The sequence below is a fragment of the Clostridia bacterium genome, from assembly GCA_017405765.1.
In the GTDB taxonomy this organism is placed as follows: Bacteria; Bacillota; Clostridia; order Oscillospirales; family RGIG577; genus RGIG577.
In genome coordinates, this window is record JAFQZS010000035.1 from 1 (window position 1) to 24,095 (window position 24,095).

Genomic DNA, 24,095 nt, shown 5'->3' on the forward strand with positions numbered 1-24,095 from the left:
GTTCACAGAGGGCCAGACCGAGCCGCGCCGAATTTGAGAAAGCCTCGTCGCCTACGGCTCCTCGTCTTTCTCAAATTCGCACATATAACCTTCGTCATATTTTTTCGGGTGAAGTGTCACACATCATTGACGACTCTACACATTTATATGAATATATTTTTCTTAATATTATTGACAACGTTTTTTTGCGAGTGTATAATTCAATACAGATGATGTTAGTATATACTAACTAAAGCCGGAACGCACCGGCTTTTATTTAGGCCTATGAGTTAGCAAGAGCTAACAAAAGTTTGCTAAAGCTAACAAATAGGAACGAAAAAAGAGATCTGCATGAGCTTCACGCCGATATTAAAAGAGGAGGGCTAAGCTATGATACCGCTTACAATAGCCGCAGTGAACGAAGAATACATAATCAAAAAGATCGGAGGCTCGTCCGATGTGAGGACCCATCTTGAAAATCTGGGGTTTGTTTCGGGGGGCAGGTTAAAGGTCGTAAGCTCACTTCGCGGAGATCTTATCGTATTGGTGAAGGATTCGAGGATAGCATTAGGCCGTGAGCTTGCGGCAAAAATAATGGTTTGAGGAGGAAGAGCATGAATCTTAAAGAAGCGAAGATAGGCGATACCGTAACGGTCGTGAAGCTGAGAGGAGAAGGGGCCGTGCGCCGCAGGATCATGGACATGGGCATAACGAAGGGCGTAAGCGTCACGGTGCGAAAGGTCGCGCCGCTCGGAGATCCCATCGAAGTCACGGTTCGAGGCTATGAGCTTTCAATACGAAAAGCAGACGCCGAAAACGTAGAGGTTGAAGGAAAGTGAGGAATGCGTAAATGAGTATAAAAATAGCGCTTGCGGGAAATCCCAACAGTGGAAAAACGACCTTGTTCAACGCGCTGACAGGCTCCAATCAGTTCGTCGGAAACTGGCCCGGAGTTACGGTGGAGAAGAAAGAGGGCAAGTTAAAAAAGAACGGCGATGTAGTTATTACCGACCTTCCCGGCATTTATTCCCTTTCGCCTTATACGCTTGAGGAAGTCGTTGCGAGAAATTATCTCATAGGCGAGCGTCCCGACGCGATACTTAATATAATCGACGGAACGAATCTTGAGAGGAACCTGTATCTTACGACGCAGCTTACGGAGCTGGGCATACCCGTTGTTGCGGCGGTAAATATGTGCGACGTCTTAAAAAAGAACGGCGATACGATAGACCTTTCAAAGCTCTCCGAGGCGATAGGCTGCAAGACCGTTGCAATATCGGCGTTAAAGGGCGAGGGCGTAAAAGAAGCGGCCGAGGCTGCGATAGAAGCGGCAAAGTCGCACGCGGCAGCGCCGCGCCACCGCTTTTCGGGCGCGGTAGAGCACGCCCTTGCGCATATCGAGGAGGCCGCGCTTCACGAAATGTCTAAGGAGCGCCAGAGATGGTACGCGATAAAGCTTTTCGAGCGCGATGAAAAAGCGGCGGCACAACTTGATCTTTCAGAAAATATAATAAACCATATCGAAAATGACATAAAAGCTGTAGAGGAAGAGCTTGACGACGACAGCGAATCCATCATCACGAACGAGCGTTACGACTATATATCGCGAATTATAGGCGATTGTCAGAAAAAGAAGGACCAAGGGAAGCTTTCAACGTCCGACAAGGTGGATAAAGTAGTCACGAACCGCGTACTCGGTCTTCCGATATTTGCGGCGGTAATGTTTCTTATCTACTACCTTGCAATGGTGACCGTAGGACTCGGCGCTACCGACTGGGCAAACGACGGACTCTTCGGCGATGGATATCACCTGTTCGGTATAGGCAGCGCTGAGACGGCTGAAGCCGAAGAAGAATACGGCGATACAGACGCTGTGATCGATGGCGCGCTCGCTTATGCCGAAGAGCGCGGCATAGACGTTTCCGCGGCAGAGGATGCAGAGGGCATGAGAGCCGTGGCGGCCGAAATGGGCGCGGGCGCGGAATTTACATATACGCTTGAAGACGAAGAGACGCTAGAGACAGAAACGCTTACGGCAACGGGCGCCGACTTTTCGGAAGCGATAGACATGTATGAGAAATACGACGGCGGCGTAGACCCCGCAAACTACGGCGTTTGGGTCCCCGGCGTGCCTGTGCTTATCGAGGGACTTCTCGGCGAGGACTGCCCCGAATGGCTCCACGGTCTTGTGATAGACGGTATCGTAGCGGGCGTAGGCGCGGTGCTCGGCTTCGTTCCGCAGATGCTCGTGCTGTTTTTGCTTCTTGCGATAGTAGAGGCGTGCGGCTATATGGCGAGAGTCGCGTTCGTGCTTGACAGGATATTCAGACGCTTCGGCCTTTCGGGAAAATCATTCATCCCCATACTTATCGGTACGGGATGCGGCATACCCGGCATTATGGCGTCGCGCACCATTGAGAACGAGCGCGACCGCCGAATGACGATAATGACGACGACGTTCATACCGTGCAGCGCAAAGCTTCCGTTTATTGCAATGATAGCCGGCGCGATATTCGGCGGCTCCCCCGTAATCGCGGTATCGGCGTTCTTCTTGGGGATGGCAGCGATAATAATATCGGGCATAATACTTAAAAAGACGAAAATGTTCGCGGGAGACCCCGCTCCTTTCGTAATGGAGCTGCCCGCGTACCATATGCCTACCGTCGGAAACGTTCTGCGTTCGATGTGGGAGCGCGGCTGGTCGTTCATAAAGAAAGCAGGCACGATAATCTTGCTCTCAACGATAGTCATCTGGTTTGCCACATACTTCGGATTTGTTGACGGAGCGTTCGGAATGCTCGACGAATCCGAGATAGAGCATTCTATACTTGCGGCTGTCGGCGGCGCGATCTCGTGGATATTCGCTCCGATAGGATTCGGAAACTGGCAGGCGGCCGTGGCGTCTATCACGGGACTCGTAGCAAAGGAAAACATCGTCGGAACTCTCGGCATACTCTACGGAGGCGGGGAAGGCAGCGTATATCAGGCCATCGCGGCGGCGTTCACGCCCGTTGCGGGATATGCGTTCCTTGCGTTCAACCTCTTGTGCGCGCCCTGCTTTGCGGCTATCGGCGCAATAAAGCGCGAGATGAACAACAGAAAATGGACTTGGTTCGCAATAGGCTATCAATGCGGATTTGCTTACGCCGTATCGTTTGTAATTTACCAGATAGGAAGCCTGTTTTCGGGCCCCGTCTCGGCGCTAAATATCGTGGGGGCCGTAATTGCCGCCGCAGTTATAGTATTTGCCGTATATCTTTTGTTCAGACCGTATAAGGAACCGAAAACTCTGACCCAAAAGGTCATGGTATAAGGAGCGAAAGTTATGTCGTCATGGATGATAGTGCTTCTCATAATAGTTGCCGCAGTCGCGGCGGACGTGATATATCTCATTCGCCGCAAAAAAAGGGGAGAATGCTCCTGCGGCCATGAATGCAAAAGCTGCGCGTCGCACGAGAGCTGCCACATTGAAAAGAGAAGCTGAATCAAAAAAGCATCGTCTTTTAAAAAGGCGGTGCTTTTTTTGCATAATGCAGTCAGGGCTATCTGTTTATTATAAAAAGTCCGGCGAGGCATACGATAAGGCCGATTATTTTATTCGGCGTGATGCTTTCTTTGTACAATAAAAAGCCGACGAACAAAAGCGCGACAGCAAGAAACGCGCTTTGCACTATCGAGGCCGTGCTTATCTGCCAGCCTGCCTTATACGCGTATATAAAGCCTGCCTCGAGCCCCACTATGGATATGCCGAGAACGAATGGCGCCCAGTTGAGCTTATCGTATTCGGCGGCAAGGCTTGCGCCGTGCGGCGTGGCGAAGAAAAGCCCCAGAGAGGCCGCCGCGGCGATAAGATACGTTACCGTAAGCGACGCGAACGGATTCATATTGCCGGGCACTGATTTTGCACATATTTGATACACGACGTTTGATGCGACGACGAGCGCGATTGGCCAGACGTAGTTTAACATAACGATCTCCTCCGAAAGAAAAAACCCAGGCTCATAGCCTGAGTTTTCAATAAAGGTAGGTGCTCACCCTTTTAAAGTAATATTATCAGATAAAAACGGGCGGGTCAAGAAAAATTGCGAAAACCGCTTGACAAGTCAGGTCTATTGTTATAGACTAAAGATAAAGGTCTATATAAATAGACCTAAAAACAGGAGGCGCCGTTATGGACAGCAAAAGACTTGCCGAAAGCGATTTCAAATTTATGAGCGTGATCTGGGACAGCGAGCCCGTGGGTTCCACCGAGCTTGCGCGCCTCTGCCTTGAACGGCTCGGATGGAAGAAATCGACTACTTATACGATGATAAAAAAGATGAGCGAAAAGGGATTTATTCAAAACGAGAACGCAACTGTAATTTCGCGCATAAAAAAGAGCGAGGTGCAGGCGGTAGAGAGCGAGCTTTTCGTGAAGCAGACGTTTTCCGGGTCGCTTCCGGGATTTCTCGTTTCGTTTTTGGGCGGCAAAAAGATATCTAAAGAGGAAGCGGCGGAGCTTAAAAGGCTTATAGACGAGCATAAGGAGGATTGAGATGGAAGCAGTATTTACCGGCATCCTCAATATGAGCGCGTCTTCGGCGATAGTCATATTGGCCGTTATAGCCGTGCGCTTTCTTTTGGGTCTTTGCCGCGCGCCGAAAAAGTGGTCGTTTCTTTTATGGACGGCCGCCGCGTTCAGGCTTTTATGCCCGATAAGCTTTAAGGCGGCGTTCAGCATATTCGAGGTAAGCGCGATAAAGCCTGTGAGCGCGCCGATTGTCGTGCGCGCGCCCGCAGAGGTGGAGGCGGCGCAGAGCGCGGCCACTCCCGATCCCGTATATATCGGCGGCGGAAGCGGCGCAGGGGAGACGGCCGCCGCATTGTCCCAAGACCCGATGCAGACGCTTCTTTCGGCGGGCGCGGCGATATGGCTTATAGGAGTTATTGCGATGATGATATACGCCGCCGTAAGCTATACGAGGCTTTGGCGCAAAATGAGGGGCGCGCAGCTTACTGAGGACGGCGTATATGCCGCAGACGGCGTTTCGACGCCGTTCATACTGGGATTTGCACGTCCCCGCATATATGTGCCTTTGGGACTGTCCAAAGACGTGTTGCAATACGTGCTGGAGCACGAAAGATACCATATAAAGCGCGGCGACCATATAATAAAAATCATAGCGTTCATAATTCTTGGCGTCCATTGGTTCAATCCGCTCGTTTGGCTGGCGTTCTGTCTTATGAGCCGCGACATGGAGATGAGCTGCGACGAGAAGGTGCTGTCCGGAAATATGAATATAAAAAAGGATTACAGCATGGCGCTTTTATCGTTTGCCGTAAGGGAGCGCTTTCCTGCGGCAAGTCCGCTCGCGTTCGGAGAGACGGGCGTAAAGGGACGCATAAAGAATGCGCTCTCGTTTAAAAAGCCGAAGGCGTGGATGACGCTTTTGGCCGCCGTATTGTGCATAGCCGCCGTGGCTGCATGTGCGGCAGACCCGAAGGCCGAAGACGGCGAATATGATGACATAGAAAGATATGTTATGAGCGTGATATCCACCGATACGGCGGAGTATCCGAGCATAAGCGGCGAGATGAAGACAGCGAACGTGACCGACGTAAAGACGGAGGGACTTGAAAAACTGGGCGAGCTTTCGGGGCTTTCGCCGCAGGGGACGCTTGAAGCGTGGCGTTACGAGAAATACGTAAAGCTCGACGCGCCGAAGGGCGACGTTGCGCTCGTCGGAGGAATGAGCGAGTCTGACGGCTGGTACGATCTTGAGGGGCAGGGAGGCCATATAATAATCGCCTTGCTGCGCGGAGACGGCTCTTACGATATTCTGAGCGACAAACCCGTAAACGACGGCGGCGATTTTTTCGGTATGCATGAGAGCGTTGAGGAGTCGCTCTACGATTGGTATGTAAAGGAATACGCGCTCGATCTGCCGCTTTATATAAAGACCGAGGACGTAAAGGGCTTAAACGGCGAAACGCGGCAATTTGCGCTTCGCCGCTGTGACGGTGACGGCTGGTATGTCTATATCCCCGTTCAGTCTTGGGATCTAACGGAATCAGACGGAGAAAGCGCAGTCTTTATCTCCCTTTACGGAACCGGATCGAAATTCAGGATAAATAAAGTCACCTTGGAGCAGGAGCCGGAATATCCCACGGAAACGTACATAAGCGGACGCGAAGTGCGTACCGTGCGCTCTTCCGACGGAGGCGTTTGGATAGTGCGCGGCACGTACGATCCCGAAACGATAAACGCGCTTCAGAGCGAATACAACTCCATCGGTTTCGAGCCGGAGCTTATCCGCATAATGGCCGACAGCTTTACCGCTGACGAGAGCTTTAAAAGAAAAACTCCCGAAACTCCCGAAGAAGCGCTTTCGGAGGCAATAGCGCTTACGGAGAACAAAAGCACACACGTGTCTCTTTGGCTTGATCATGCCGATAAAAGGGAAACGGCCGCCTATTCGGGGCGAGGCGTACCGAACGAGGCGCAGCTTTCAACTTCGCTTTCGGACTTTGAGTATGCGAAAACAGACGAGCCCGACAAGTCCAGAGATTGCGTTATGCTTTCCGTATCAGGTTACAGGATGAAATTCATGCAGGGTGAAAACACGCTCGTTCTCTATACTCCCGAGGGCGGGACTTACGCCTTTGATGCGGAGTATAAATACAGAGAAGACAGCAGAAATATCAAGCTCGGGACGCTGATGCGCTCGTGGTACGACGAGGCCGAATTTAAGGCATTCGGCGGATTTTACGACGAGCAGTACAATATACTCGTGGCCGACCGCGGACAGACGCACCTTCAGGCGGCCGAGGAATTCTGCCGCATATTCGAATCGCGCCATACTGAGGTATCGGACGGAAGTCAGTTCAAGTATTCGTTCGTCAAATGCGAGGTAAGCGAGGCCGCCGAGGAAACGAAGCATTTCCGCAGTCTCGGAAAGCTCGATGATAATACGTGGGCGTTTTATGTCGTAGTGGCGTTCGTGCCCGAAAACGAGCGCGCACTGTGGGAGTCGATGGCGGGCAATACCGGAGAATATACGGGAAACGACCCTAAAGTGCCGTACGGCGCCTATGAATACGGGCGCTGCGGATATGTGACGCGCGCCTCCGACGGCTGGCACATAGAGCTTGTGGGCACGGGATGGTAAAAAACAGCAATAATTGCGGTGCGCTCTCCCCATATCGCGCGCCGCATTTTTTGGGGACGCTTTGCGTTTTTTGCAAAGCGTCCCCTTTTAAGTTTAAAAACATGCGTTTTCGTCTCTTTTTCATACAATTTTCACGTTTTTTGGCCGAAAACCGATAAATAATTGTTGATTTCTTACATATTATGGCTTATAATAGCATTGAAGACAGTAATATATCATATCGGGGTCTTATCACGCGTCTAAAATCATATTAAAATATAAAACTTTGCGGGAGGAGGAGACACAGAATGTTGACCATGCAGGAAAAGGACGTGAAACGCATCAGCGAAAAACTCAGCCGTCTGAGAGACGAGAGCCACGAACGTGTAAAGGGGTATCCCAAAGGACTTTTCGATTACAACTACAACAAGTCCGCCATGACTATCTATAAGGATATGCCCCAGTGGGAGAAGACGGCGCGAGCCTCGGCCTATGCCATCGTAAACGAGCCGGTGCGCATTTATCCCGATGACACCATTATAGGACGCTGCTCCATATTCGCAAATCAGGAGCCGCCCGAGGAGATGTGCCCCGACCTTGATTTCTGGAACGAGGGCATAAAGCGCCGCCGCGAAAAGTATCCCGAATACGATGAGCTCGTTGCAAACCAGCTCTGCCACGACGGCACGCGAAGCCACGTAAACTGGGCGTACGAGCGCATACTCGAACGTGGTGTTGAGGGCATAATGAACGAGGTGCGCGCGCGTCTTAAGAACGCCCCCGACGAGAAGGCGCGCGAGTTCTATCAAGGCGTGCTCATCTCGTACGAGGCCATGCTTGAATGGAACGACAAATACGTAGCCGAGCTTGAGCGCATGGGCATGACGGAGCTTGCCGCGCTGTGCCGCAAGGTGCCGAGACACCCGGCCGAGAATTTCCGCGAGGCCGTACAGTCGTATTACATGCAGCATACGGTAATACTTATGGAAAGCCCCGGCAACGGCAACGGCCGCCTCGACCAGTTTCTCTGGCCGTATCTCGAGGCCGACCTTGAAAAGGGCATTATAACGATGGAGGAAGCGCGCGATCTTATAGGCGAGATGTTCTTAAGGCTTGACGAGCGCTGGATCATGAAGGAATACGAGCTTGACATTTATCTTGAGGTACTTACCGTCGGCGGCAGCAAAAAGGACGGCACGTCCGCGATAAATCCGCTGTCGTATATGATGATAGAGCTTGCGATGGGACTCGGCACGCACCATCCCGAGATCTACGTGCGCATCCCCGAAAATCCGCCGGAGGACTTTTTAGAGCTCTGCGCTCTCTATCTTACGAAGGGCAACAACAAGGCGCAGTTCTATTCCGATCCGGCGGTATTCAAGGCGCTTATGAACCGCGGCATCCCCTATGAGGAGGCGACAACGTACGCGATAAGCGGCTGCATGGAGATAAGCATACCCGGCACGACGAGCGACTTTCTTCTGATCGCTTGGCAGAACGCCGCAAAGATGCTGGAGCTTATGGTCACGGGCGGCATATGCCTTCGCACGGGCAAGCGCGTGAACGCGTTCAAGGCCACGAAGAGCCTTGCAGGCTACGACGATTTCGAGTCCTTCTATAAGGATTTCATCGCCGAAGCTACGCGCCTTACGAATATATTTATAGATTGCTCCGAGATATCGAGCGACGTGGCCGAAAGCCACCGACCGTCGTATCTTTTGTCGAGCCTTATGGACAACTGCTTAGAGCGCGGACGCAATCAGCACGGCGGCGGCGCAAAATATCACGATTACGGCGGAATGCACGTGGGACTGCCCAACGTGGCCGACGGACTCAACGCCATAAAGCAGGCGGTATTCGACGACCACATCTGCACCGCAGAGGAGATGCTTGAGGCGATAAAGGCCGACTATAAAGGCTATGAGAGACTGAGGCTCAAGCTCGCCAACATACCGAAATACGGCTGCGAGGATGAAAAGGCTGACGCAATGGCCGCGCGCGTATTTTACGACTTTGCGAACATCTACCACAGCTATACCACGCGCTGGGGCGGCAGGGGACGTTCGATAGGATTAAACTTCACGATAACGACGAGAGCGGCGGCGCTGCTCGGAGCAACGCCCGACGGCGGTCACTCGAACCGCAACATCGCCATTTCGCTTACTCCGCAGTCGTGCGCTCAGACGAAGGGCATAACGGCCGCGATGAACTCATCGGGCAAGATGCCGTTTTATATGTTCACGGCGGGCGCGTCCCAGATGTGGGATATGGAGCAGTCGTGGGCTACGCCCGAGGTGGGCAAGAGCCTGCTTGAATCGTTCATAGGCTGCGGCACGCATATTTTCCAGGGCAACGTAACGAGCGTTCGGGAACTTCTCGACGCGAAGAAGAATCCCGAGAAGTATCCCAATCTCTGCGTGCGCGTAGGCGGATATTCGGCGCACTTTATCTATCTGAGCGAGGTGCTCCAGGACAGCATAATCGAAAGAATACTTCACAAGGGGTAAAAATTATGTCAACCGATCCGAAGGCTGTAACGGGTACCGTGTTCAATATTCAAAGGATGTCGGTGAACGACGGACCGGGCATTCGCACGATCGTTTTTTTAAAGGGCTGCCCGCTTCGCTGTCTGTGGTGCCATAACCCCGAATCGCAGTCGGCGCGCCCTGAGCTTTTCTATGTGCCGGCGCGATGCATCGGCTGCGGCGAATGCGCGAATGTCTGTCCCTCGGGCGTTCATGTTTTCAAAGACGGCATACACGAGCTTGACAGAACGAACTGCACGGTATGCTTTAAATGCGTAGACGCCTGCGTGGGAGCGCTTGAAGTTAGCGGCAGCACGATGAGCGCGGACGAAGCCGTGATCGAGGTAAAAAAAGACAGACTATTTTACGAAAAATCGGGCGGCGGGCTTACAGTTTCGGGCGGAGAACCGACATTTCAGCCGGATTTTACGCGGGCGCTTTTGTCGCTTGCCCGCGCGGAGGGGATAAACACCTGCGTCGAGACCGCCGGATTCTGCCCACAGGACACGATAAAAAGCCTTGTGCCGCTCGTCGATCTCTTTCTTTACGATATTAAGGAGACAGACTCTGCGCGCCACAGAGAATATACAGGCGCGCCGCTTGAGCCGATCTTACAAAATCTCAGGGCGATAGACGCCATGGGCGCAAAAACGGTTATACGCTGCCCCGTTATACCCGGATTTAACGACCGAGAGGAGCATTTTGCGGCCGTGGGCAAGCTTGCGTCAAGCCTTGCGAACGTGACGGGCATAGACGTTATGCCCTATCATCCGCTCGGCGAGAGCAAGGCCGCCTCAGTGGGGAAAAAGTACCCCATTTCGAACGTTGCCATGCCGGGCGACGAGACGATCGCGCGCTGGATATCGTCGATAGCCGCGCACACCGACGTACCCGTAAAACGCGGATAGCCTTATGCCGTGAAAGAGCCGAGAAAGGCTCTTTCACGGACTTTTTTATTTGATTTCCATATCATACAAACGCCCTACTTTTTGACACATATGGTTCATATCATCTGATATCGTAAAACAGCCTTTAGTCAAGGTACCATATAAAGCTTGACTTTTAACGGCCGTTTTATTAAAATTATCTGGTAAGGAGAGTTGCCCCCTTAGTTAAATGGATATAATAAACCCCTCCTAAGGGTTAGTTGTGAGTTCGATTCTCGCAGGGGGTGCCACGGAGCGCGAAAGATCTGTCTCTTTCGCGCCCTTTGTGTTTTTTTAAAAGTGCAAAAGCTTTGATAATTTCAAAAAGACAAAAGAGAGGGGAGCATAATGAAAAAATTAGTTGCATATTTTTCGGCTGAGGGAACGACGAAGAAGGTGGCCGAAAGGCTTTCCGAGGCTTTGGACGCCGATATATTTGAGATAAAGCCGCAGGTGCCTTATACTGCGGCCGATATAAGATGGACAAATCCGTTGGCAAGATGCAATAAGGAAAAGATGGGCAAAAAGGACGTGCCCGTTTCGGGACGTGTGGAGAACATGGCGGATTACGAGCTCGTATTTTTAGGCTTTCCCATATGGTACAACGGCGCGCCTAACGTCGTAGAGACGTTCGTTAAAGGATATGACTTTTCCGGCAAGCGCGTAGCCGTTTTTGCCACCTCGGGCGGAAGCGGCGCGGCTCATTCGACGAAAAAGCTTTCCGCGCTTTTAGGACCTAATGCAAAAATTATAGACGCAAAGCTGTTTTCTTCGGGCGCAAGCGGAGAAGAACTGAAAAAATGGGCAGACGGCCTTTGATATGAACGACGCCGTTTAAGGCGGGACACGTTTTTTTAAGAGCGGGGCGCGGACTTTTCTTTCGCGTCCCTTTTGTATGCGCTCACGTGCGGATTTTGTTGAAAAAAGAAAGACGAGCATGTATAATATTTATAAAGCAGATTTTTCAAAAAAAGATAGGAGGGGCGTTATGGGTCTGTTTTCAAAAAAGACGTGCGCCGTATGCGGAGGTAAGGCCGGCGCGGTATTTAACAGTAAAATATCCGGCGACCAGGTAATGTGCGGCGACTGCCGCAAAAAGTGCACTCCGGGTCTTACGTCTAAGGAACTTAAAACGATGGGCGTGTATGAGATAGAGGAGAATATGAAGATAGTTGCGGAGAACCGTCGTCTTTATTCGGAAGAATTTGAAACGACGAGGGAGTTTTTCACAGGCGCAAGACGGGACAAGCCCGTCATATACGCCGACGAGACTCACGGCTGGTGGATAGACGCGACTGAGGCGGAGCCTTATCTATTGAAGCTTGACGATATAATAAGCTATAATATGCGCCTTGTGACAAGATATCTCGACGAGGACGAAAGACGCAACCGAGGTTTTCTCGATTGGCTTTTCGCGCCTGATTTTTATTCGGAATATCCCGAGCTTCCCAGATGCCATTATGACGAGAAGATAACGGGCATGTATTTTGACGTTCGTCTGCGTAGCAACGAGCTTGGACTTGAAAAAGTTGAGATAGACGTCTTTCCCGGACTTTTCACGAGCGAAAGCGACGTGCGCGGCGCTTATGCGTGCTGCCATGAGCTCTATATGTTCCTCGGCGACCGCCAAAGCAGAGCTTTTGCAAGCTTTGAGGACGACGCGCCGCAAAACAATACGACAGTCGAGTCGCTTGAAGCGCTTGAAAAGCTTCACTCGCTGCTCAAATCGGGAGTTATAACCCAGGAGGAATTTGACGCGAAGAAAAAGCAGATTTTAGGCTTGTGATACATTTGAAGCAAAGCAGCATAAAAAGAATGGGGATGAGGCGATATGACGTTTCTTGCAATACTGCCCTGCGTTGTACTTTTCATTATAGTATGGAGAAGCGATAAGATAGAAAAGGAGCCGCCGCAGCTTTTGTTAAAGCTTCTTATCGGCGGCGCGCTTACGATAATAAGCGCAATGATTATCGGTCTTATAGGCACGGCGATTTTAAATGCTTTAGTCGTGGAGGGGAGCCTTCTTTATCTTATTATAGATAACTTTATAGTAACGGCGCTTGTAGAGGAGGGCGGTAAGTATTTTGTATTAAAACGCCTGACGTGGCGTTCTCCCGCTTTTGACTATACATTTGACGCTGTAGTGTATGCCGTTACGGTGTCCTTGGGATTTGCCGTGGTGGAAAATATACTCTATCTTTCCGGCGCGACGGTGGGGCTTGCCTTTATGCGCGGAATACTCTCCGTGCCGGGACATGCAATGGACGGCGTTTTCATGGGTTATTTTTACGGCATTGCAAAGAGGTGCGAATACAGGGGCGACTTTAGAAGTATGAAGCTCAATTTAAAGCTTGCGCTTATCGTGCCGATGCTGCTTCACGGTTTTTACGACTTTTGCCTTTCAACGGGAAGCGATGTTTTCATTGCGATATTCTTTATCTTTGAGATAATCGTAACCGTAGTAACGATAATAAAGTTCAGAAAGCTGTCTAAACAGGACGCTCCGTTTATCTCAAAGGAAGAGACGTTCTTTGAGAGCGAAGATCAGCGAATGAAGCGCTTTTGAACGGGATGCAGATTTGATTGACATGCAAAGCCCCCGCTTGCTATAATTAACACATATTAGAGAACAAAGAAGGAAGGAAACAGAGATATATGAGCGATTATAAAATAAATACAAACTGTATACACGGCGGATATACCGCAAAAAACGGCGAAGCGCGAAACTTCCCGATAGTACAGAGCACTACCTTCAGATATGCGACGAGCGAAGCTATGGCGAAGCTTTTTGACCTTGAGGAGTCGGGCTATTTCTATACGCGTCTTCAGAATCCGACGAACGACGTTACAGCGGCAAAGATAGCCTCGCTTGAGGGCGGCACGGCGGCTATGCTCACTTCGTCGGGTCAGGCGGCCTCTTTTTACTCGATATTCAATATCTGCTCTGCAGGAGATCACGTTATATCATCGTCCACCATATACGGCGGCACATACAATCTTTTTGCCGTAACTATGAAGCGCATGGGCATAGACTTCACTTTCTTAGATCCCGACTGTACGCCCGAAGAGCTTGAAGCGGCTTTTAAGCCCAATACGAAAGCAGTGTTCGGAGAGAGCATTGCAAATCCCGCGCTCGTTGTGTTTGACATAGAGAAATTCGCAAAGGCGGCGCACAGTCACGGAGTGCCGCTCATCGTTGATAATACGTTTGCAACGCCGATAAACTTCCGCCCGATAGAGTGGGGCGCCGATATAGTTATCCATTCTACGACGAAATATATGGACGGTCACGCAATGACCGTGGGCGGAGTTATAGTCGATTCCGGCAAATTCGACTGGACGAAGTATCCCGATAAATTCCCCGGCCTTACCACGCCTGACGAGAGCTATCACGGCATAACGTATACCGAGCGCTTCGGCCTCGAGGGCGCGTATATAACTAAAGCCGTTGCGCAGCTCATGCGCGATCTCGGCTCTCAGACGGCGCCTATGAACGCGTTCCTTCTCAATATGGGCCTCGAGACGCTGCATTTAAGAATGGCGCGCCACTGTGAGAACGCCCTTGCCGTTGCAAAGTTTTTAAAAGAGCAGGAAAAAGTGGTCTGGGTCAATTATCCCGGACTTGAGGGCGACAAGTATTATGAGCTTGCAAAGAAGCTTATGCCGAAAGGTACCTGCGGAGTAATAACGTTCGGCGTAAAGGGCGGCAGAAAGGCTGCCGAAAGGTTTATGGCAGGACTTAGACTCGCCTCGATAGCAACGCACGTGGCGGACGCAAAAACGTGCGTGCTCCATCCCGCATCGGCGACGCACCGCCAGATGAACGACGCAGAGCTTGAGGCGGCAGGCGTATCGCCCGACCTTATCAGGTTCTCCGTAGGCATCGAAGATGCAGACGATATCATAGCCGATATAAAGCAGGCGCTTGAAAGAGTTTGACACGAGAACAGGTCGCTACAATGTTCATGCGGTTCTATGCAGCGATTGCAGAGCAATAAATCATAAAAGAAAATACGGCGTAAAACGGCGCGGACGGCATTGACGGTTGTCCGCGCCGTTATGTTCATGAAGATCGGCAACGGCAAACGGATCGCGTCAAATGCTGCATCCCCAGAAGTTAAACGGCAATCGTTCAGACTTTACTCATAAAATTGAAAAGGTGCGGCAATTTTTGACCGCACCATATCCAAAATCAAAATATTTAATTACATACTCTGGGCTTTTCATTTTGGCTCGCCTTTTTTATAGGCGGCATCAGTCTTCTATAACGGGCACTCCCACAAGCATATGCTCTTCGCCGCTTTGATCCTTATACCTGTCGATCGCAAGCGAATTTACAAAAACATATGCGCTTACATAGTCGATGCGCGCTGCCGTGAGGTCGCTTTCGTGTGATTTGTGAAATCTGTTTACAAGGCTTTCGTCGCCCTCGCAGATGCGCCTTATGTCGTTGTTCTTGTCGTAGCCGTCGCTCACCGTGTCGAATGAGGCCGTTTCAAATCCGTTGGGCGTTTTATGAAGAGTAAAGAGACCCAGCACCTCGCCGCTTTTATTTATTTCAAGCGTATGACCGTTCAGAACATATGAATCTATAAGGAAGCGTCCCCATACCTTCAGGTATTCGGGGTCGGAATCGTCCATCTTATAGATGACGGGCGCAGGTATTTGTACATCTCCGTCGTAATCGGGAGCGTATACCATGGTCATATACGCGCATATAACGCCTAAGTATTCATCGGATCCGCTGTAAAAATACGGGGGAAGCAAGGAATGCGAAACGGGCGCGGTTTCATTGCCGAACTCGCTGTCGTCAGGTGTAAGCGCGCTTATATCGGGCGGAGTGAATGTCGAAAACTCGGTGACTGCGGCATTTTTTGCTTCTGTTATTATGCCGCCGCTTACGGTAACATCGAGCGACGCCACCTTATAGAGCACATCGTCGCGCGAAAGGTTGAATATAAGCTGTACGTTGCCGTCCGAAACTCCCGAAAAATGCGACGTAAAGCCCGTGCCGCTGTTTTCGGCGGAGGTTATCTCAATATAATTTGACGCCTCAGAGCCTTCGGTTGCCGTATAATACCATATGGAATCGGGGTCGCCCGAGTCGTTTTTCATGCTGACTGTAAGCACGCCGTCGTCCGATATTTCGTAAGTCATAATATCAGAAGCGTTGATCTCTTTAACGAAGCTTTCTTCGCTTTCGGCTGCGCTGTCCGTTCCGGTTTCGTCAGCATTGTCCGTGTTGTTTATATTGACGGTACAGGAAGGCATTGTGATAAGAAAAAACGCTGCAAGTAATGTAAAGATAAGTGCCTTTTTCATAGTTGGTCCCTTTGCTTGTTTTATAATATAGTATTATATTAAAGTATAACATAAATATAACACGTTTTTTCGTAATGGACAATGAGCTTATTTTATTATATTTAACGGCAAATCAAAGGTTTTTTGTATATTTTGAAAAATCGCGCGTTTTTTTGTATAATTAAATAAATCTTTCTTAAGAATCCGGGGTGAAAAAATGGACAGACCTTATATCATATGTCATATGGTAAGTTCGCTTGACTTAAAGGTGACGGGAGATTTTCTCTATAGGCCTCAGTGCGCCTTTGCAAGTGAAAAATATTACGAGATACATAGAAATTTTGCGGCCGACGCGTTTGCATGCGGCAGGGTAACGATGGAAGGAAGCTTTACAAAAGGGCGCGCGCCCGATCTTTCGGCGTTTTATGGAAAAAAGGCTTTACGCAGCGATTTCATAGCAGTAGACGATCCTGCATTTTATGCTGTGGCTTTTGACAGACGCGGCAGGCTTGGTTGGGGGTCGGGGCGCATATACGACGAGGATCCGGGATATGACGACTCTCATATAATAGAGGTGCTGTGCGAGGATACGAGCGATGAATATTTGCTGTACCTTAACAGAGTAGGCGTTTCGTATATTTTTGCCGGAGAGCGTGAGCTTGATCTGCGTCTTGCGCTATTCAAGCTTAGGCGGATATTCGGCATAAAAAAGCTTTTGTTGGAGGGCGGAAGCATTTTGAACGGCGCGTTTTTTAAGGAAAAGGTCATCGACGAATTAAGCCTTGTTACAGCTCCCGTAATTGCCGGCGACGACGCGCGTCCGCTGTTTTCGGAAAGCTGTCTTGTCGATTTTGAGCTTATTGAAGCAAAGCCGCTGGGAAACTCCGTGGTGTGGCTCAGGTATTTTACGAAAGGATAACGAAGTGGCTTATTTCGCTTATATTCTCAGATGCTCCGACGGTACGTTCTACAGCGGATATACGACAGACCCCGAAAGGCGCGAAAAAGTACACAACGAGGGCAAGGGCGCAAAATACACGCGCTCGCGCCGTCCTGTGAGGATCGTTTACTGCGAAAGCTTTGAACAAAGATCCGACGCCATGAAAAGAGAGGCCGCCCTAAAAAAGCTCAGCCATGAAGAGAAAGAACGCCTGACAAAAGAACGATAACGAGCGGAGAAGAAAATTTTTTTTAAAACTTTAAAAAAGTGCTTGACAAACTAAGTTAGTTTATGCTAACCTAACATTGCAAGGAGTTAATCGAAACTAACCCCGATGCGCTGTAATAAGGCACGGTGCCGGATCTTCTCCGGCTTTACATATATAATGCATATACCTTCACGGCGTTAAATGACGTGCGCCAATGTAAATTACGCATATGACGATGCTTTGGCCGTGAAAAAGCATCGGCTGTCAATGCGGAAGAAAGGCGGTGGCAGACAGGAAAAAACATAGAAGCTTTTAATAATATTTCCTCAAAAAGAATTTGGTTACAATGCGTTTTGTGACACGCAGAACGCACAGCAGAATTTTACGCGCCTTCGTAAATCTGCGAAGCGGGCAGTCCGTTCGCGCACAAGCGGAACGCCCGCGAAGAAAGAATGTTTCGTATGTTTTCGCATCAAAAGCATATGAAACGCCGTGTCATGGTTTTTTTGCTTGTTTTCGGCCCGGATGCAGAAACGGAATTTATGGCATACGGGCGAAAAACGTACACGTGAAAGATATTTCAAACTCCCTTATTTATTTTTCCCCTAAACTTTATAGAAGTAAGGACCGAGGAGCGCACACTCCTCGGTCCTTGCTTTTTTTGGGAAAAACAAAAAGCGGCGTTTTGCCGCTTTTTTGTTTTTTTCATCAGCCTCTCGACTGGTAGAGAGTACGCCACGGTATGTCGGTGATATCCTCTTCGCCGAGGGAAGCGCCGTACTGCCAGAGCCAGTCGTTTACTTCGGCTGCGTCCATCCAGTCGCTTACAATGTCGCCCTCAGTGGTTATGCAGTATACTGTTCCGTTTCCGTCTTTGTCTGCGTCGTCGGGGAATTTTGTCTCATATGCTTCGGAAGCGACCGATTTGTCCCATGCGCATACGGAGCCTGCAAATTCATAATTGTCGTCGCTCTTATTATATACGTACAAGTCGAAGGGCCAGTGATCCTCGGTCTCAAGACCCGTTGAGTGCGACCACCAGGAGCGCACGGTGCCGTTGTCGTAGAATATGGATGCGTTGGTGCCTATGTACTCTATAAAGAGCTCGCCCGTTCTGTAATCAAGCTTATATACGACGGTCACCTGACCCGAGACAGGCGCGTTGTATATGGTGAAGATAAGTTCGTTCTCACCGTCGCGGTCTATATCGCATACAGCGTAGATGTCATAGCCGGGGGCGTCGTCGTAACCCGTCTTTATCCCGGCCGGAAGAGTCGTCGTAGCCATAAATTCGTTTACGGCCTTGGCAGCGGCATAGTCAAAGTCGGGTGCACCCGGTTCTGCCGCTTCGGGAACGGAGAAGCTCTTTCTCTTGCTCGGATCGGTCATGCGGGAAAGTATGGCTGCGACCTCGGCGCGCTTTATGTTCGAGTCGGGGGAGCAGTTGAAATTCGTGTCGCCCTGAACTATGCCTGCACGGTACATCAGGTATATCTCATATGCCTGAGGATGCGTTATCTTTACGTCGGGTATGGAGCCCTCGGGCACGTAGTTCATCTCTGCAAGCAGCGAGTAGGGCAGAGCGCGGGAGACAATGTCGAGATACCCTGCGCGGGTGGCGGGAGCGTTCCAATTATAGTCCTTTAAGATAATGTAGTTTTCCTTTGCGTAGTCAACATACGTCTGGTACCACGGATTGCCGTTCGTAAGCGTGACCTTGCCCTCCATGGCGTTCTGGTGCATGCATGCGGCCAGCTTTACGGCCTCGGCATACGTCATGTTGTCCTCGGGCGCGAACTTATCCGCCGCCTTGCCGTTTATAAGACCCATATCGTACGCGTTCTGTACGTCGGGATAGTACCACGCGCTGTCCGGCACGTCGCCGAACGGCAGACCTGCAGCCATTGCCGTGGGCAGAAGCACGATGACGAGCGCCAAAGCCAGCAGAAGGGAAATAAGACGTTTTCTTTTCATGTTTTTTTCTTCCTTTCTTAAGAATTTCGGTATGAGTATTATACCGCCTTTACCCGTCCGTGTCTATATTGTGAGAGGTTTTGTCGAAAAAAGGACGGTTGTACGATTGAACTCAAGAGAAAAAAGAAGGACCGGGCGGTCCTTCTTTTGATTATTGAGCTTTATCGTCAGCCTCTTGCCTCATAGAGCGCGCGCCAGCTTATATCCACAAGGTCATTAAGGGATTCGGTCGTCGGGAAATACTCGGAAAATCTTGCGTCTGCTTCCTCGCCGTCAACGTATTTTCCGTCCCAAGCGCCGTCGATGTAGAACATAAACACCTCGCCGTCGCCGTCTTTATCGATATCATCGGGGAACGGATTTCCCGAGAAGTCTTTATCCGCAGCTACCTTGTCCCAAAGGGCAATGCTCGTTTGGTATTCGTAAACGTCCTTTGCGCTGTTGTAGCGGTAGATGTCGTAGGGGATGAAATCGTAGCTTTCAAGACCTATCCTGTCGGGCCACATTACGGTTATTATACCGTTCGCATAGTAGATAAGGTCGGGAAGAGCCTCGATCTCGGGAGTGAATTTACCTGTTGCGGGGTCAAATGCATATACTATCTCCACGGGCTCGACAGCGTTGTTTACGGTTATGAGAAGCTCTGTTTTGCCGTCGCCGTCAACGTCGCATACGGCATACCAGTCGTATGCAATCCCGTCGTCAAAGGCTATGTCACGTCCGTCGGGCAGTATGCCTTCGGCTAAAAAGTCGTTTATTGCCTTGGCTGCGGCATGATCAAAGTCGGGCGCGCCGGTCTCGGCGGGATACGGAATAGAGAACGACTTTCGTCTGTCAACGTCCATCATACGCGAGAGTATAGCAGCGACGTCCGAGCGCCTTATATATGAGTCGGGAGAGCAGTTGAAGTTTTGATCAACACCCTGTACAATGCCGGCGCGATACATCATGTATATCTCGTACGCCTGAGGATGCGTTATCGGTATGTCCGGGATAGCGCCCATGGGGATATAATTCTGCTCGGCTTTATCAAGATCGAGCGCATGCGCGAATATCTCCATATATCCCGCGCGAGTGGCGGGGGCGTTCCAGTCGTAGTCCTTGTAGATTATGCCCCATTCCTTTGCAAAATCGACATAGGGCTGATACCATGGGTCGCCGTTTTCAAGCGTTACCTCTCCTATCCAGTCTTTTTGACGGATACATGCGGCCAGCTTTACGGCCTCGGCATACGTCATGTTGTCATCGGGGGCGAATTTGTCCGCTGACTTGCCGTTTATAAGACCGAGCTCATAAGCGCTCTGCACGTCCGCGCTGTACCATGCGTTGGCGGGCACGTCGGTAAACGGCAGATCCGCCGCCATTGCCGCAGGCAGAAGCGTTAAGGCAAGCACCAAAGCGAGAGCGATGGATATAAGACGTTTTCTGTTCATGTTGTCTCTTCCTTTCTTAATAAATATCTGTATAAATATTATACGTATTTTGTATGGCGGTGTCTATATTGCAGCGAAGAAAAAAGTGGAGCTTGTGATATGTTAGGCGAATAATTTCAGGCCGGCCTTTTTGACAGCAAAGCCTGCTTTGGCAAAATAAAGCTGTTAAAAACCGTTATTTGTGCATACTATCCACAAAGCGGCCAAAAGATGAGTAATATCGGTAAGAGTCTGCAAAAAATTAAATCGAAGATTGTAAAATCATATACGTCATGGTATACTAAATGATAAACGGTTGCACTGCGCCCTTTTATGCTGCTGACCCAACGATATGCGGCCTTAAAACGGAGAGGTTTGATTTATGAGATCCGTAAAAATAGTTAAAACAGTTTTGTTTATACTTATCTTCGCGCTGCTTTTCGCGGGGTTTAACTTTTTTATACAGCCCGTATGGACTTATCTCAATAATTACAACACTATACACGGCTTTTACGAAGAACCCGAAGACACGATTGAAACGCTTTTTTTGGGCTCAAGCTATATGGTAAACGGCGTGACGCCTACGGAGCTTTACGACGAGTACGGCATTTGCGCCTATAATCTGGCAACAGAGCAGCAGCCTTTGATGGCGTCGTACTACTGGCTTTTAGAGGCGTATAAATATCAGTCGGGATCGCTTAAGAACGTAGTTCTGGACGTTTCGATGTTAAGACGCGACCCTCCGCTTTCAGCATACAGAAAGGCGTTTGACGACATGCGTTTTTCGCGCACAAAATACGACGCGGTGCGCGCGTATACAGAGGATCTGCATGAGGCTGTAATGACGCTGTTTCCCGCGTTCTCATATCATTCTCGCTGGTCGTCGCTTGAGCAGGCCGATTTTGAAAAGGCGGATTACGAGCCCGTGCTTTATCTTCGAGGATATGACTTCAATACGGAGCGCTATTCGGACCTCGTGCCCCTGGGCGGCATAGCCATACCTGAGTATGTACCGGACGAGGACGAAGAGGCGGATGAATTTGAAGAAAAGGCGCTTGACTATTTCGACAGGCTTGCGTCATTCTGCTCCGATAACGGGATAAGGCTCGTGATTATAAAAACGCCCATAATCGGTTCGTGGCCGTCGTCGTCTCATAATGCGGCGCAGGCGCTTGCAGACGATTACGGGCTTGAGTATTACGATTTTAATTATCTTCCTTATTTAGATGAAATGGGATACAATCACGACGCGGACAGCCAGGACAACGGACACATGAATTATTACGGAGCTCACAAGCTTACCATGTGGCTTGGAGATTACCTGGTAAATGAATGCGAAGCCGCCGATGTGCGCGAAGACGAGCGGTATGCTTTTCTTTTTGATGAGTCAGAGGAGTATGCCGCCGATATAAGAGAGCGCGTTAGAATGGAGAACATAATAGATCCGTGCGACTACATTGCCGAGTTCAAAAAGCGCGGTTACAGCGTGTTTATTGCCGTGAGAGACGAGGCGAGCGTAAGCCTTAGCTCTAAGCAGCGAAGACAGTTTTCCAGAATGGGATTATCCGAGCTTTCCCAGCTTGCCTACGGCGACTGTTACGCCGCCGTTATAAGAAACGGCAAGATCCTTACAGAAGAGCGGAAGGAAAATACAGACGTTTCAAATATGGAGACTTCGTCGGGCAGCGTTCCTCCGCTTACGGTCTCGGGTACGCTTTCGGACGGCACGCAGTACGCTCTTACGAGCGGAGGCGCCGAATTCGGAGACACGGCGTCGATAATTATAAACGATGAGGAATACGCGCCCAACGAGCGCGGGATCAACGTTGTAGTATACGACAATAAAACGGGCGAGGTAAAATGCAGCGCCGTCTTTGATACGTTTGCATCTCCCATGCGCGAGAGCGGAGATATCGAAGAGCATCATAAAGAAGCGCTTGACAGCGGCGCTTCGCCTGACGAGCTTACAGATAATCTTTATAAGCTTTATCTTTACAACAAACGCTGCGCTCAAGCAAGGGAGAACGCTGGCGCAGATTAACATAAGGACGGGAGTGATATTCTTTGTTCTATGAGATTTCGCCTTCAGAAAAGGAGGCTTTCATATCCGACAATGGCGTAAGGCTCGATTACGCCGAGCTTTCAGAGCGTATTGAGGAGTTCGTGCGCCTTAAAACGGGACGCACACTGGCTTTTTGTCTGTGTGAGAACAGCCCAGAAAGCGCGATAGGATATCTCGGCTTTCTTAATTCGTCTACGGTGCCGCTGCTTTTGGATAAAAAGATAGACAGCGAACTTTTGGAGCGCCTTATAAACGTGTATGCGCCGACTTACATATACGCGCCCTCGGATATGGCGGATCGCTTTTCGGGATATGAAAAAGCGCACGAATTTACGTCGTATGCGCTCTTCAGATCGAAAAACGGGAACAATATCCCGCTTCACGACGAGCTTGCGCTGCTTCTTACGACGTCAGGCTCTACGGGGAGCCCGAAGCTCGTGCGGCAGAGCTATAAAAACATTCAGTCTAATACGGAGGCCATAGCGTCTTACCTTGCGCTTACTTCCGACGAACGCGCGGTAACGACGCTTCCAATGAACTATACTTACGGGCTTTCGATAATCAACACGCATATTTACGCAAACGCATCGATCCTTTTTACGGACAAGCCCGTTATAATGAAGCCGTTTTGGGATTTTATGACTCGCGAGCGCGCCACTTCGTTCGGCGGAGTTCCGTCGACTTATGAGCTTCTTAAAAAGATAAAGTTTTTCAAAATGGAGCTTCCGAGCTTAAGATATATGACGCAGGCCGGCGGAAAGCTTCTTTATGAGCTTCATCTTGAATACGCAAAATGGGCGAAGGAGCACGGCAAGCGCTTCATCGTCATGTACGGCCAGACGGAGGCGACGGCGCGCATGGGATACCTGCCTTCGGAGTACGGAATAGAAAAGGCGGGCAGCATGGGACGCGCAATACCCGGCGGAAGATTTTTGCTTATCGACGCCGAAGGGCGCGCGATCGAGTCTCCCGATACCGTGGGCGAACTTTTATACGAAGGCGACAACGTAACTATGGGATATGCCGAAACGCCCGAAGACCTTAAAAAAGGAGACGAGCGCGGCGGCAGGCTTTTGACGGGAGACATGGCAAAACGCGACGGCGACGGCTTTTATTACGTCGTGGGAAGAAAAAAACGCTTCTTAAAAATATCGGGAAGCCGTGTCAATCTCGACGAAATAGACAGATTGATAAAATCGCACTTCGAGGGGCTCGACTGCGCCTCGAGCGGCGTTGACGATAAGATGAAGGTTTACATAACCGACGAATCGAAAACTGATGAGATAAGACGCTGGCTCTCCGATAAAACGCATCTTAGAGAGTCGGCATTTTCGGTGTCGTATATAAAAGAGATACCGAAGAACGAAGCCGGAAAAACATTATATGAAAAATTGCCGTAAGGGGGAAATATCATGGACAAAATAATTGAGATCTTGAGCGGTCTGAAATCGGGAGTCGACTTTTCAACGGCCGAAAATATCGCAACGGGCAAAATACTCGATTCGATAGATATTGCTTCGCTCATAACGGCCCTTGAGGACGAGTTTGACATTGAGATAAGCATGGAATACATGGACAATAAGAATTTTGATTCGGCAAAAGCTATCTGGGAAATGATCAAGGAGCTTTCGGAGGAGTAAG

General features: G+C 50.0%; 21 protein-coding genes and 1 tRNA gene. 18 read left to right on the plus strand and 4 right to left on the minus strand.

The genetic code is table 11. The features are described from left to right. The first annotated feature begins 369 nt into the window (after nucleotides 1-369). The 4 genes from IJG50_05875 to IJG50_05890 are packed head-to-tail and all read left to right on the plus strand — an operon-like array spanning nucleotide 370 to nucleotide 3,463. Entirely contained in the window at nucleotides 370-582 is a 213-nt protein-coding gene (locus IJG50_05875) for a ferrous iron transport protein A (protein MBQ3379376.1), read from the plus strand. A gap of 11 nt (nucleotides 583-593) precedes the next feature. Continuing rightward, nucleotides 594-818, plus strand: coding sequence for a ferrous iron transport protein A (locus tag IJG50_05880; protein MBQ3379377.1), 225 nt, complete (start codon nucleotides 594-596; stop codon nucleotides 816-818). Between the two features lie 11 nt (nucleotides 819-829). After that, nucleotides 830-3,292, plus strand: a complete 2,463-nt coding sequence (locus IJG50_05885) for a ferrous iron transporter B (GenBank protein ID MBQ3379378.1) — start codon at nucleotides 830-832, stop codon at nucleotides 3,290-3,292. 12 nt (nucleotides 3,293-3,304) lie between these two features. Next, on the plus strand, nucleotides 3,305-3,463 hold the full coding sequence (locus tag IJG50_05890; GenBank protein ID MBQ3379379.1) for a FeoB-associated Cys-rich membrane protein: 159 nt from the start codon (nucleotides 3,305-3,307) through the stop codon (nucleotides 3,461-3,463). Nucleotides 3,464-3,521: 58 nt separating this feature from the next. Here the strand turns inward: IJG50_05890 and IJG50_05895 are convergent, their stop codons facing one another. Further along, nucleotides 3,522-3,947: an EamA family transporter gene (locus IJG50_05895; protein MBQ3379380.1), complete on the minus strand. Its 426-nt coding sequence runs from the start codon at nucleotides 3,945-3,947 to the stop codon at nucleotides 3,522-3,524. 203 nt (nucleotides 3,948-4,150) lie between these two features. Between IJG50_05895 and IJG50_05900 the strand changes: the two genes are divergently transcribed. The 9 genes from IJG50_05900 to IJG50_05940 all read left to right on the plus strand — a co-directional run bounded on the left by IJG50_05900 (nucleotide 4,151) and on the right by IJG50_05940 (nucleotide 14,496). After that, on the plus strand, nucleotides 4,151-4,513 hold the full coding sequence (locus tag IJG50_05900) for a BlaI/MecI/CopY family transcriptional regulator (GenBank protein ID MBQ3379381.1): 363 nt from the start codon (nucleotides 4,151-4,153) through the stop codon (nucleotides 4,511-4,513). 1 nt (nucleotide 4,514) lies between these two features. Beyond that, nucleotides 4,515-7,127: a hypothetical protein gene (locus IJG50_05905; protein ID MBQ3379382.1), complete on the plus strand. Its 2,613-nt coding sequence runs from the start codon at nucleotides 4,515-4,517 to the stop codon at nucleotides 7,125-7,127. Between the two features lie 287 nt (nucleotides 7,128-7,414). Then, complete coding sequence (locus IJG50_05910; protein ID MBQ3379383.1) at nucleotides 7,415-9,613, plus strand: pyruvate formate lyase family protein; 2,199 nt, start codon at nucleotides 7,415-7,417, stop codon at nucleotides 9,611-9,613. Nucleotides 9,614-9,618: 5 nt separating this feature from the next. Beyond that, on the plus strand, nucleotides 9,619-10,539 hold the full coding sequence (locus tag IJG50_05915) for a glycyl-radical enzyme activating protein (GenBank protein MBQ3379384.1): 921 nt from the start codon (nucleotides 9,619-9,621) through the stop codon (nucleotides 10,537-10,539). A gap of 194 nt (nucleotides 10,540-10,733) precedes the next feature. Next, nucleotides 10,734-10,808, plus strand: a tRNA-Arg gene (locus IJG50_05920). Between the two features lie 97 nt (nucleotides 10,809-10,905). After that, complete coding sequence (locus IJG50_05925; protein ID MBQ3379385.1) at nucleotides 10,906-11,376, plus strand: NAD(P)H-dependent oxidoreductase; 471 nt, start codon at nucleotides 10,906-10,908, stop codon at nucleotides 11,374-11,376. 256 nt (nucleotides 11,377-11,632) lie between these two features. Then, nucleotides 11,633-12,343 (plus strand): SHOCT domain-containing protein, encoded by a 711-nt coding sequence (locus IJG50_05930; protein MBQ3379386.1) that lies wholly within the window; start codon nucleotides 11,633-11,635, stop codon nucleotides 12,341-12,343. A 45-nt stretch (nucleotides 12,344-12,388) separates the two neighbouring features. Then, on the plus strand, nucleotides 12,389-13,123 hold the full coding sequence (locus IJG50_05935) for a PrsW family intramembrane metalloprotease (protein ID MBQ3379387.1): 735 nt from the start codon (nucleotides 12,389-12,391) through the stop codon (nucleotides 13,121-13,123). An 89-nt stretch (nucleotides 13,124-13,212) separates the two neighbouring features. Next, nucleotides 13,213-14,496, plus strand: a complete 1,284-nt coding sequence (locus IJG50_05940) for an O-acetylhomoserine aminocarboxypropyltransferase/cysteine synthase (protein ID MBQ3379388.1) — start codon at nucleotides 13,213-13,215, stop codon at nucleotides 14,494-14,496. Nucleotides 14,497-14,811: 315 nt separating this feature from the next. Here IJG50_05940 and IJG50_05945 read toward each other — a convergent pair whose 3' ends face one another. Continuing rightward, nucleotides 14,812-15,879: a hypothetical protein gene (locus IJG50_05945; GenBank protein ID MBQ3379389.1), complete on the minus strand. Its 1,068-nt coding sequence runs from the start codon at nucleotides 15,877-15,879 to the stop codon at nucleotides 14,812-14,814. Nucleotides 15,880-16,075: 196 nt separating this feature from the next. On the opposite strand from IJG50_05945, the gene IJG50_05950 reads away from it, so the two are divergent. After that, on the plus strand, nucleotides 16,076-16,777 hold the full coding sequence (locus IJG50_05950; protein MBQ3379390.1) for a RibD family protein: 702 nt from the start codon (nucleotides 16,076-16,078) through the stop codon (nucleotides 16,775-16,777). A 4-nt stretch (nucleotides 16,778-16,781) separates the two neighbouring features. Next, on the plus strand, nucleotides 16,782-17,027 hold the full coding sequence (locus tag IJG50_05955; GenBank protein MBQ3379391.1) for a GIY-YIG nuclease family protein: 246 nt from the start codon (nucleotides 16,782-16,784) through the stop codon (nucleotides 17,025-17,027). Nucleotides 17,028-17,714: 687 nt separating this feature from the next. Here IJG50_05955 and IJG50_05960 read toward each other — a convergent pair. Together IJG50_05960 and IJG50_05965 are read right to left on the minus strand one after the other, a co-directional pair. Next, on the minus strand, nucleotides 17,715-18,980 hold the full coding sequence (locus IJG50_05960; GenBank protein ID MBQ3379392.1) for an S-layer homology domain-containing protein: 1,266 nt from the start codon (nucleotides 18,978-18,980) through the stop codon (nucleotides 17,715-17,717). 167 nt (nucleotides 18,981-19,147) lie between these two features. After that, on the minus strand, nucleotides 19,148-20,413 hold the full coding sequence (locus tag IJG50_05965) for an S-layer homology domain-containing protein (protein MBQ3379393.1): 1,266 nt from the start codon (nucleotides 20,411-20,413) through the stop codon (nucleotides 19,148-19,150). 361 nt (nucleotides 20,414-20,774) lie between these two features. Here IJG50_05965 and IJG50_05970 point away from each other — a divergent pair, with 361 nt between their 5' ends. From IJG50_05970 to IJG50_05980, 3 genes are read left to right on the plus strand one after another with little or no spacing between them, the layout of a single operon-like run. After that, entirely contained in the window at nucleotides 20,775-22,433 is a 1,659-nt protein-coding gene (locus IJG50_05970) for a hypothetical protein (GenBank protein MBQ3379394.1), read from the plus strand. Nucleotides 22,434-22,456: 23 nt separating this feature from the next. Further along, the gene (locus tag IJG50_05975) at nucleotides 22,457-23,854 is read left to right on the plus strand and encodes an AMP-binding protein (GenBank protein MBQ3379395.1); all 1,398 of its coding nucleotides are present in this window, start codon (nucleotides 22,457-22,459) and stop codon (nucleotides 23,852-23,854) included. A gap of 12 nt (nucleotides 23,855-23,866) precedes the next feature. Continuing rightward, the gene (locus IJG50_05980) at nucleotides 23,867-24,094 is read left to right on the plus strand and encodes an acyl carrier protein (protein MBQ3379396.1); all 228 of its coding nucleotides are present in this window, start codon (nucleotides 23,867-23,869) and stop codon (nucleotides 24,092-24,094) included. Nucleotide 24,095 lies beyond the last annotated feature (1 nt).

Bases quoted from the DNA above. Each gene is read 5' to 3' on its own strand.
- IJG50_05960 (MBQ3379392.1), bottom strand. From the start codon at position 18,980: ATGAAAAGAAAACGTCTTATTTCCCTTCTGCTGGCTTTGGCGCTCGTC.
- IJG50_05910 (MBQ3379383.1), top strand. From the start codon at position 7,415: ATGTTGACCATGCAGGAAAAGGACGTGAAACGCATCAGCGAAAAACTC.
- IJG50_05945 (MBQ3379389.1), bottom strand. From the start codon at position 15,879: ATGAAAAAGGCACTTATCTTTACATTACTTGCAGCGTTTTTTCTTATC.
- IJG50_05980 (MBQ3379396.1), top strand. From the start codon at position 23,867: ATGGACAAAATAATTGAGATCTTGAGCGGTCTGAAATCGGGAGTCGAC.
- IJG50_05875 (MBQ3379376.1), top strand. From the start codon at position 370: ATGATACCGCTTACAATAGCCGCAGTGAACGAAGAATACATAATCAAA.
- IJG50_05925 (MBQ3379385.1), top strand. From the start codon at position 10,906: ATGAAAAAATTAGTTGCATATTTTTCGGCTGAGGGAACGACGAAGAAG.
- IJG50_05930 (MBQ3379386.1), top strand. From the start codon at position 11,633: ATGTGCGGCGACTGCCGCAAAAAGTGCACTCCGGGTCTTACGTCTAAG.
- IJG50_05940 (MBQ3379388.1), top strand. From the start codon at position 13,213: ATGAGCGATTATAAAATAAATACAAACTGTATACACGGCGGATATACC.
- IJG50_05915 (MBQ3379384.1), top strand. From the start codon at position 9,619: ATGTCAACCGATCCGAAGGCTGTAACGGGTACCGTGTTCAATATTCAA.
- IJG50_05935 (MBQ3379387.1), top strand. From the start codon at position 12,389: ATGACGTTTCTTGCAATACTGCCCTGCGTTGTACTTTTCATTATAGTA.
- IJG50_05895 (MBQ3379380.1), bottom strand. From the start codon at position 3,947: ATGTTAAACTACGTCTGGCCAATCGCGCTCGTCGTCGCATCAAACGTC.
- IJG50_05905 (MBQ3379382.1), top strand. From the start codon at position 4,515: ATGGAAGCAGTATTTACCGGCATCCTCAATATGAGCGCGTCTTCGGCG.
- IJG50_05900 (MBQ3379381.1), top strand. From the start codon at position 4,151: ATGGACAGCAAAAGACTTGCCGAAAGCGATTTCAAATTTATGAGCGTG.
- IJG50_05890 (MBQ3379379.1), top strand. From the start codon at position 3,305: ATGTCGTCATGGATGATAGTGCTTCTCATAATAGTTGCCGCAGTCGCG.
- IJG50_05880 (MBQ3379377.1), top strand. From the start codon at position 594: ATGAATCTTAAAGAAGCGAAGATAGGCGATACCGTAACGGTCGTGAAG.
- IJG50_05950 (MBQ3379390.1), top strand. From the start codon at position 16,076: ATGGACAGACCTTATATCATATGTCATATGGTAAGTTCGCTTGACTTA.
- IJG50_05885 (MBQ3379378.1), top strand. From the start codon at position 830: ATGAGTATAAAAATAGCGCTTGCGGGAAATCCCAACAGTGGAAAAACG.
- IJG50_05970 (MBQ3379394.1), top strand. From the start codon at position 20,775: ATGAGATCCGTAAAAATAGTTAAAACAGTTTTGTTTATACTTATCTTC.
- IJG50_05965 (MBQ3379393.1), bottom strand. From the start codon at position 20,413: ATGAACAGAAAACGTCTTATATCCATCGCTCTCGCTTTGGTGCTTGCC.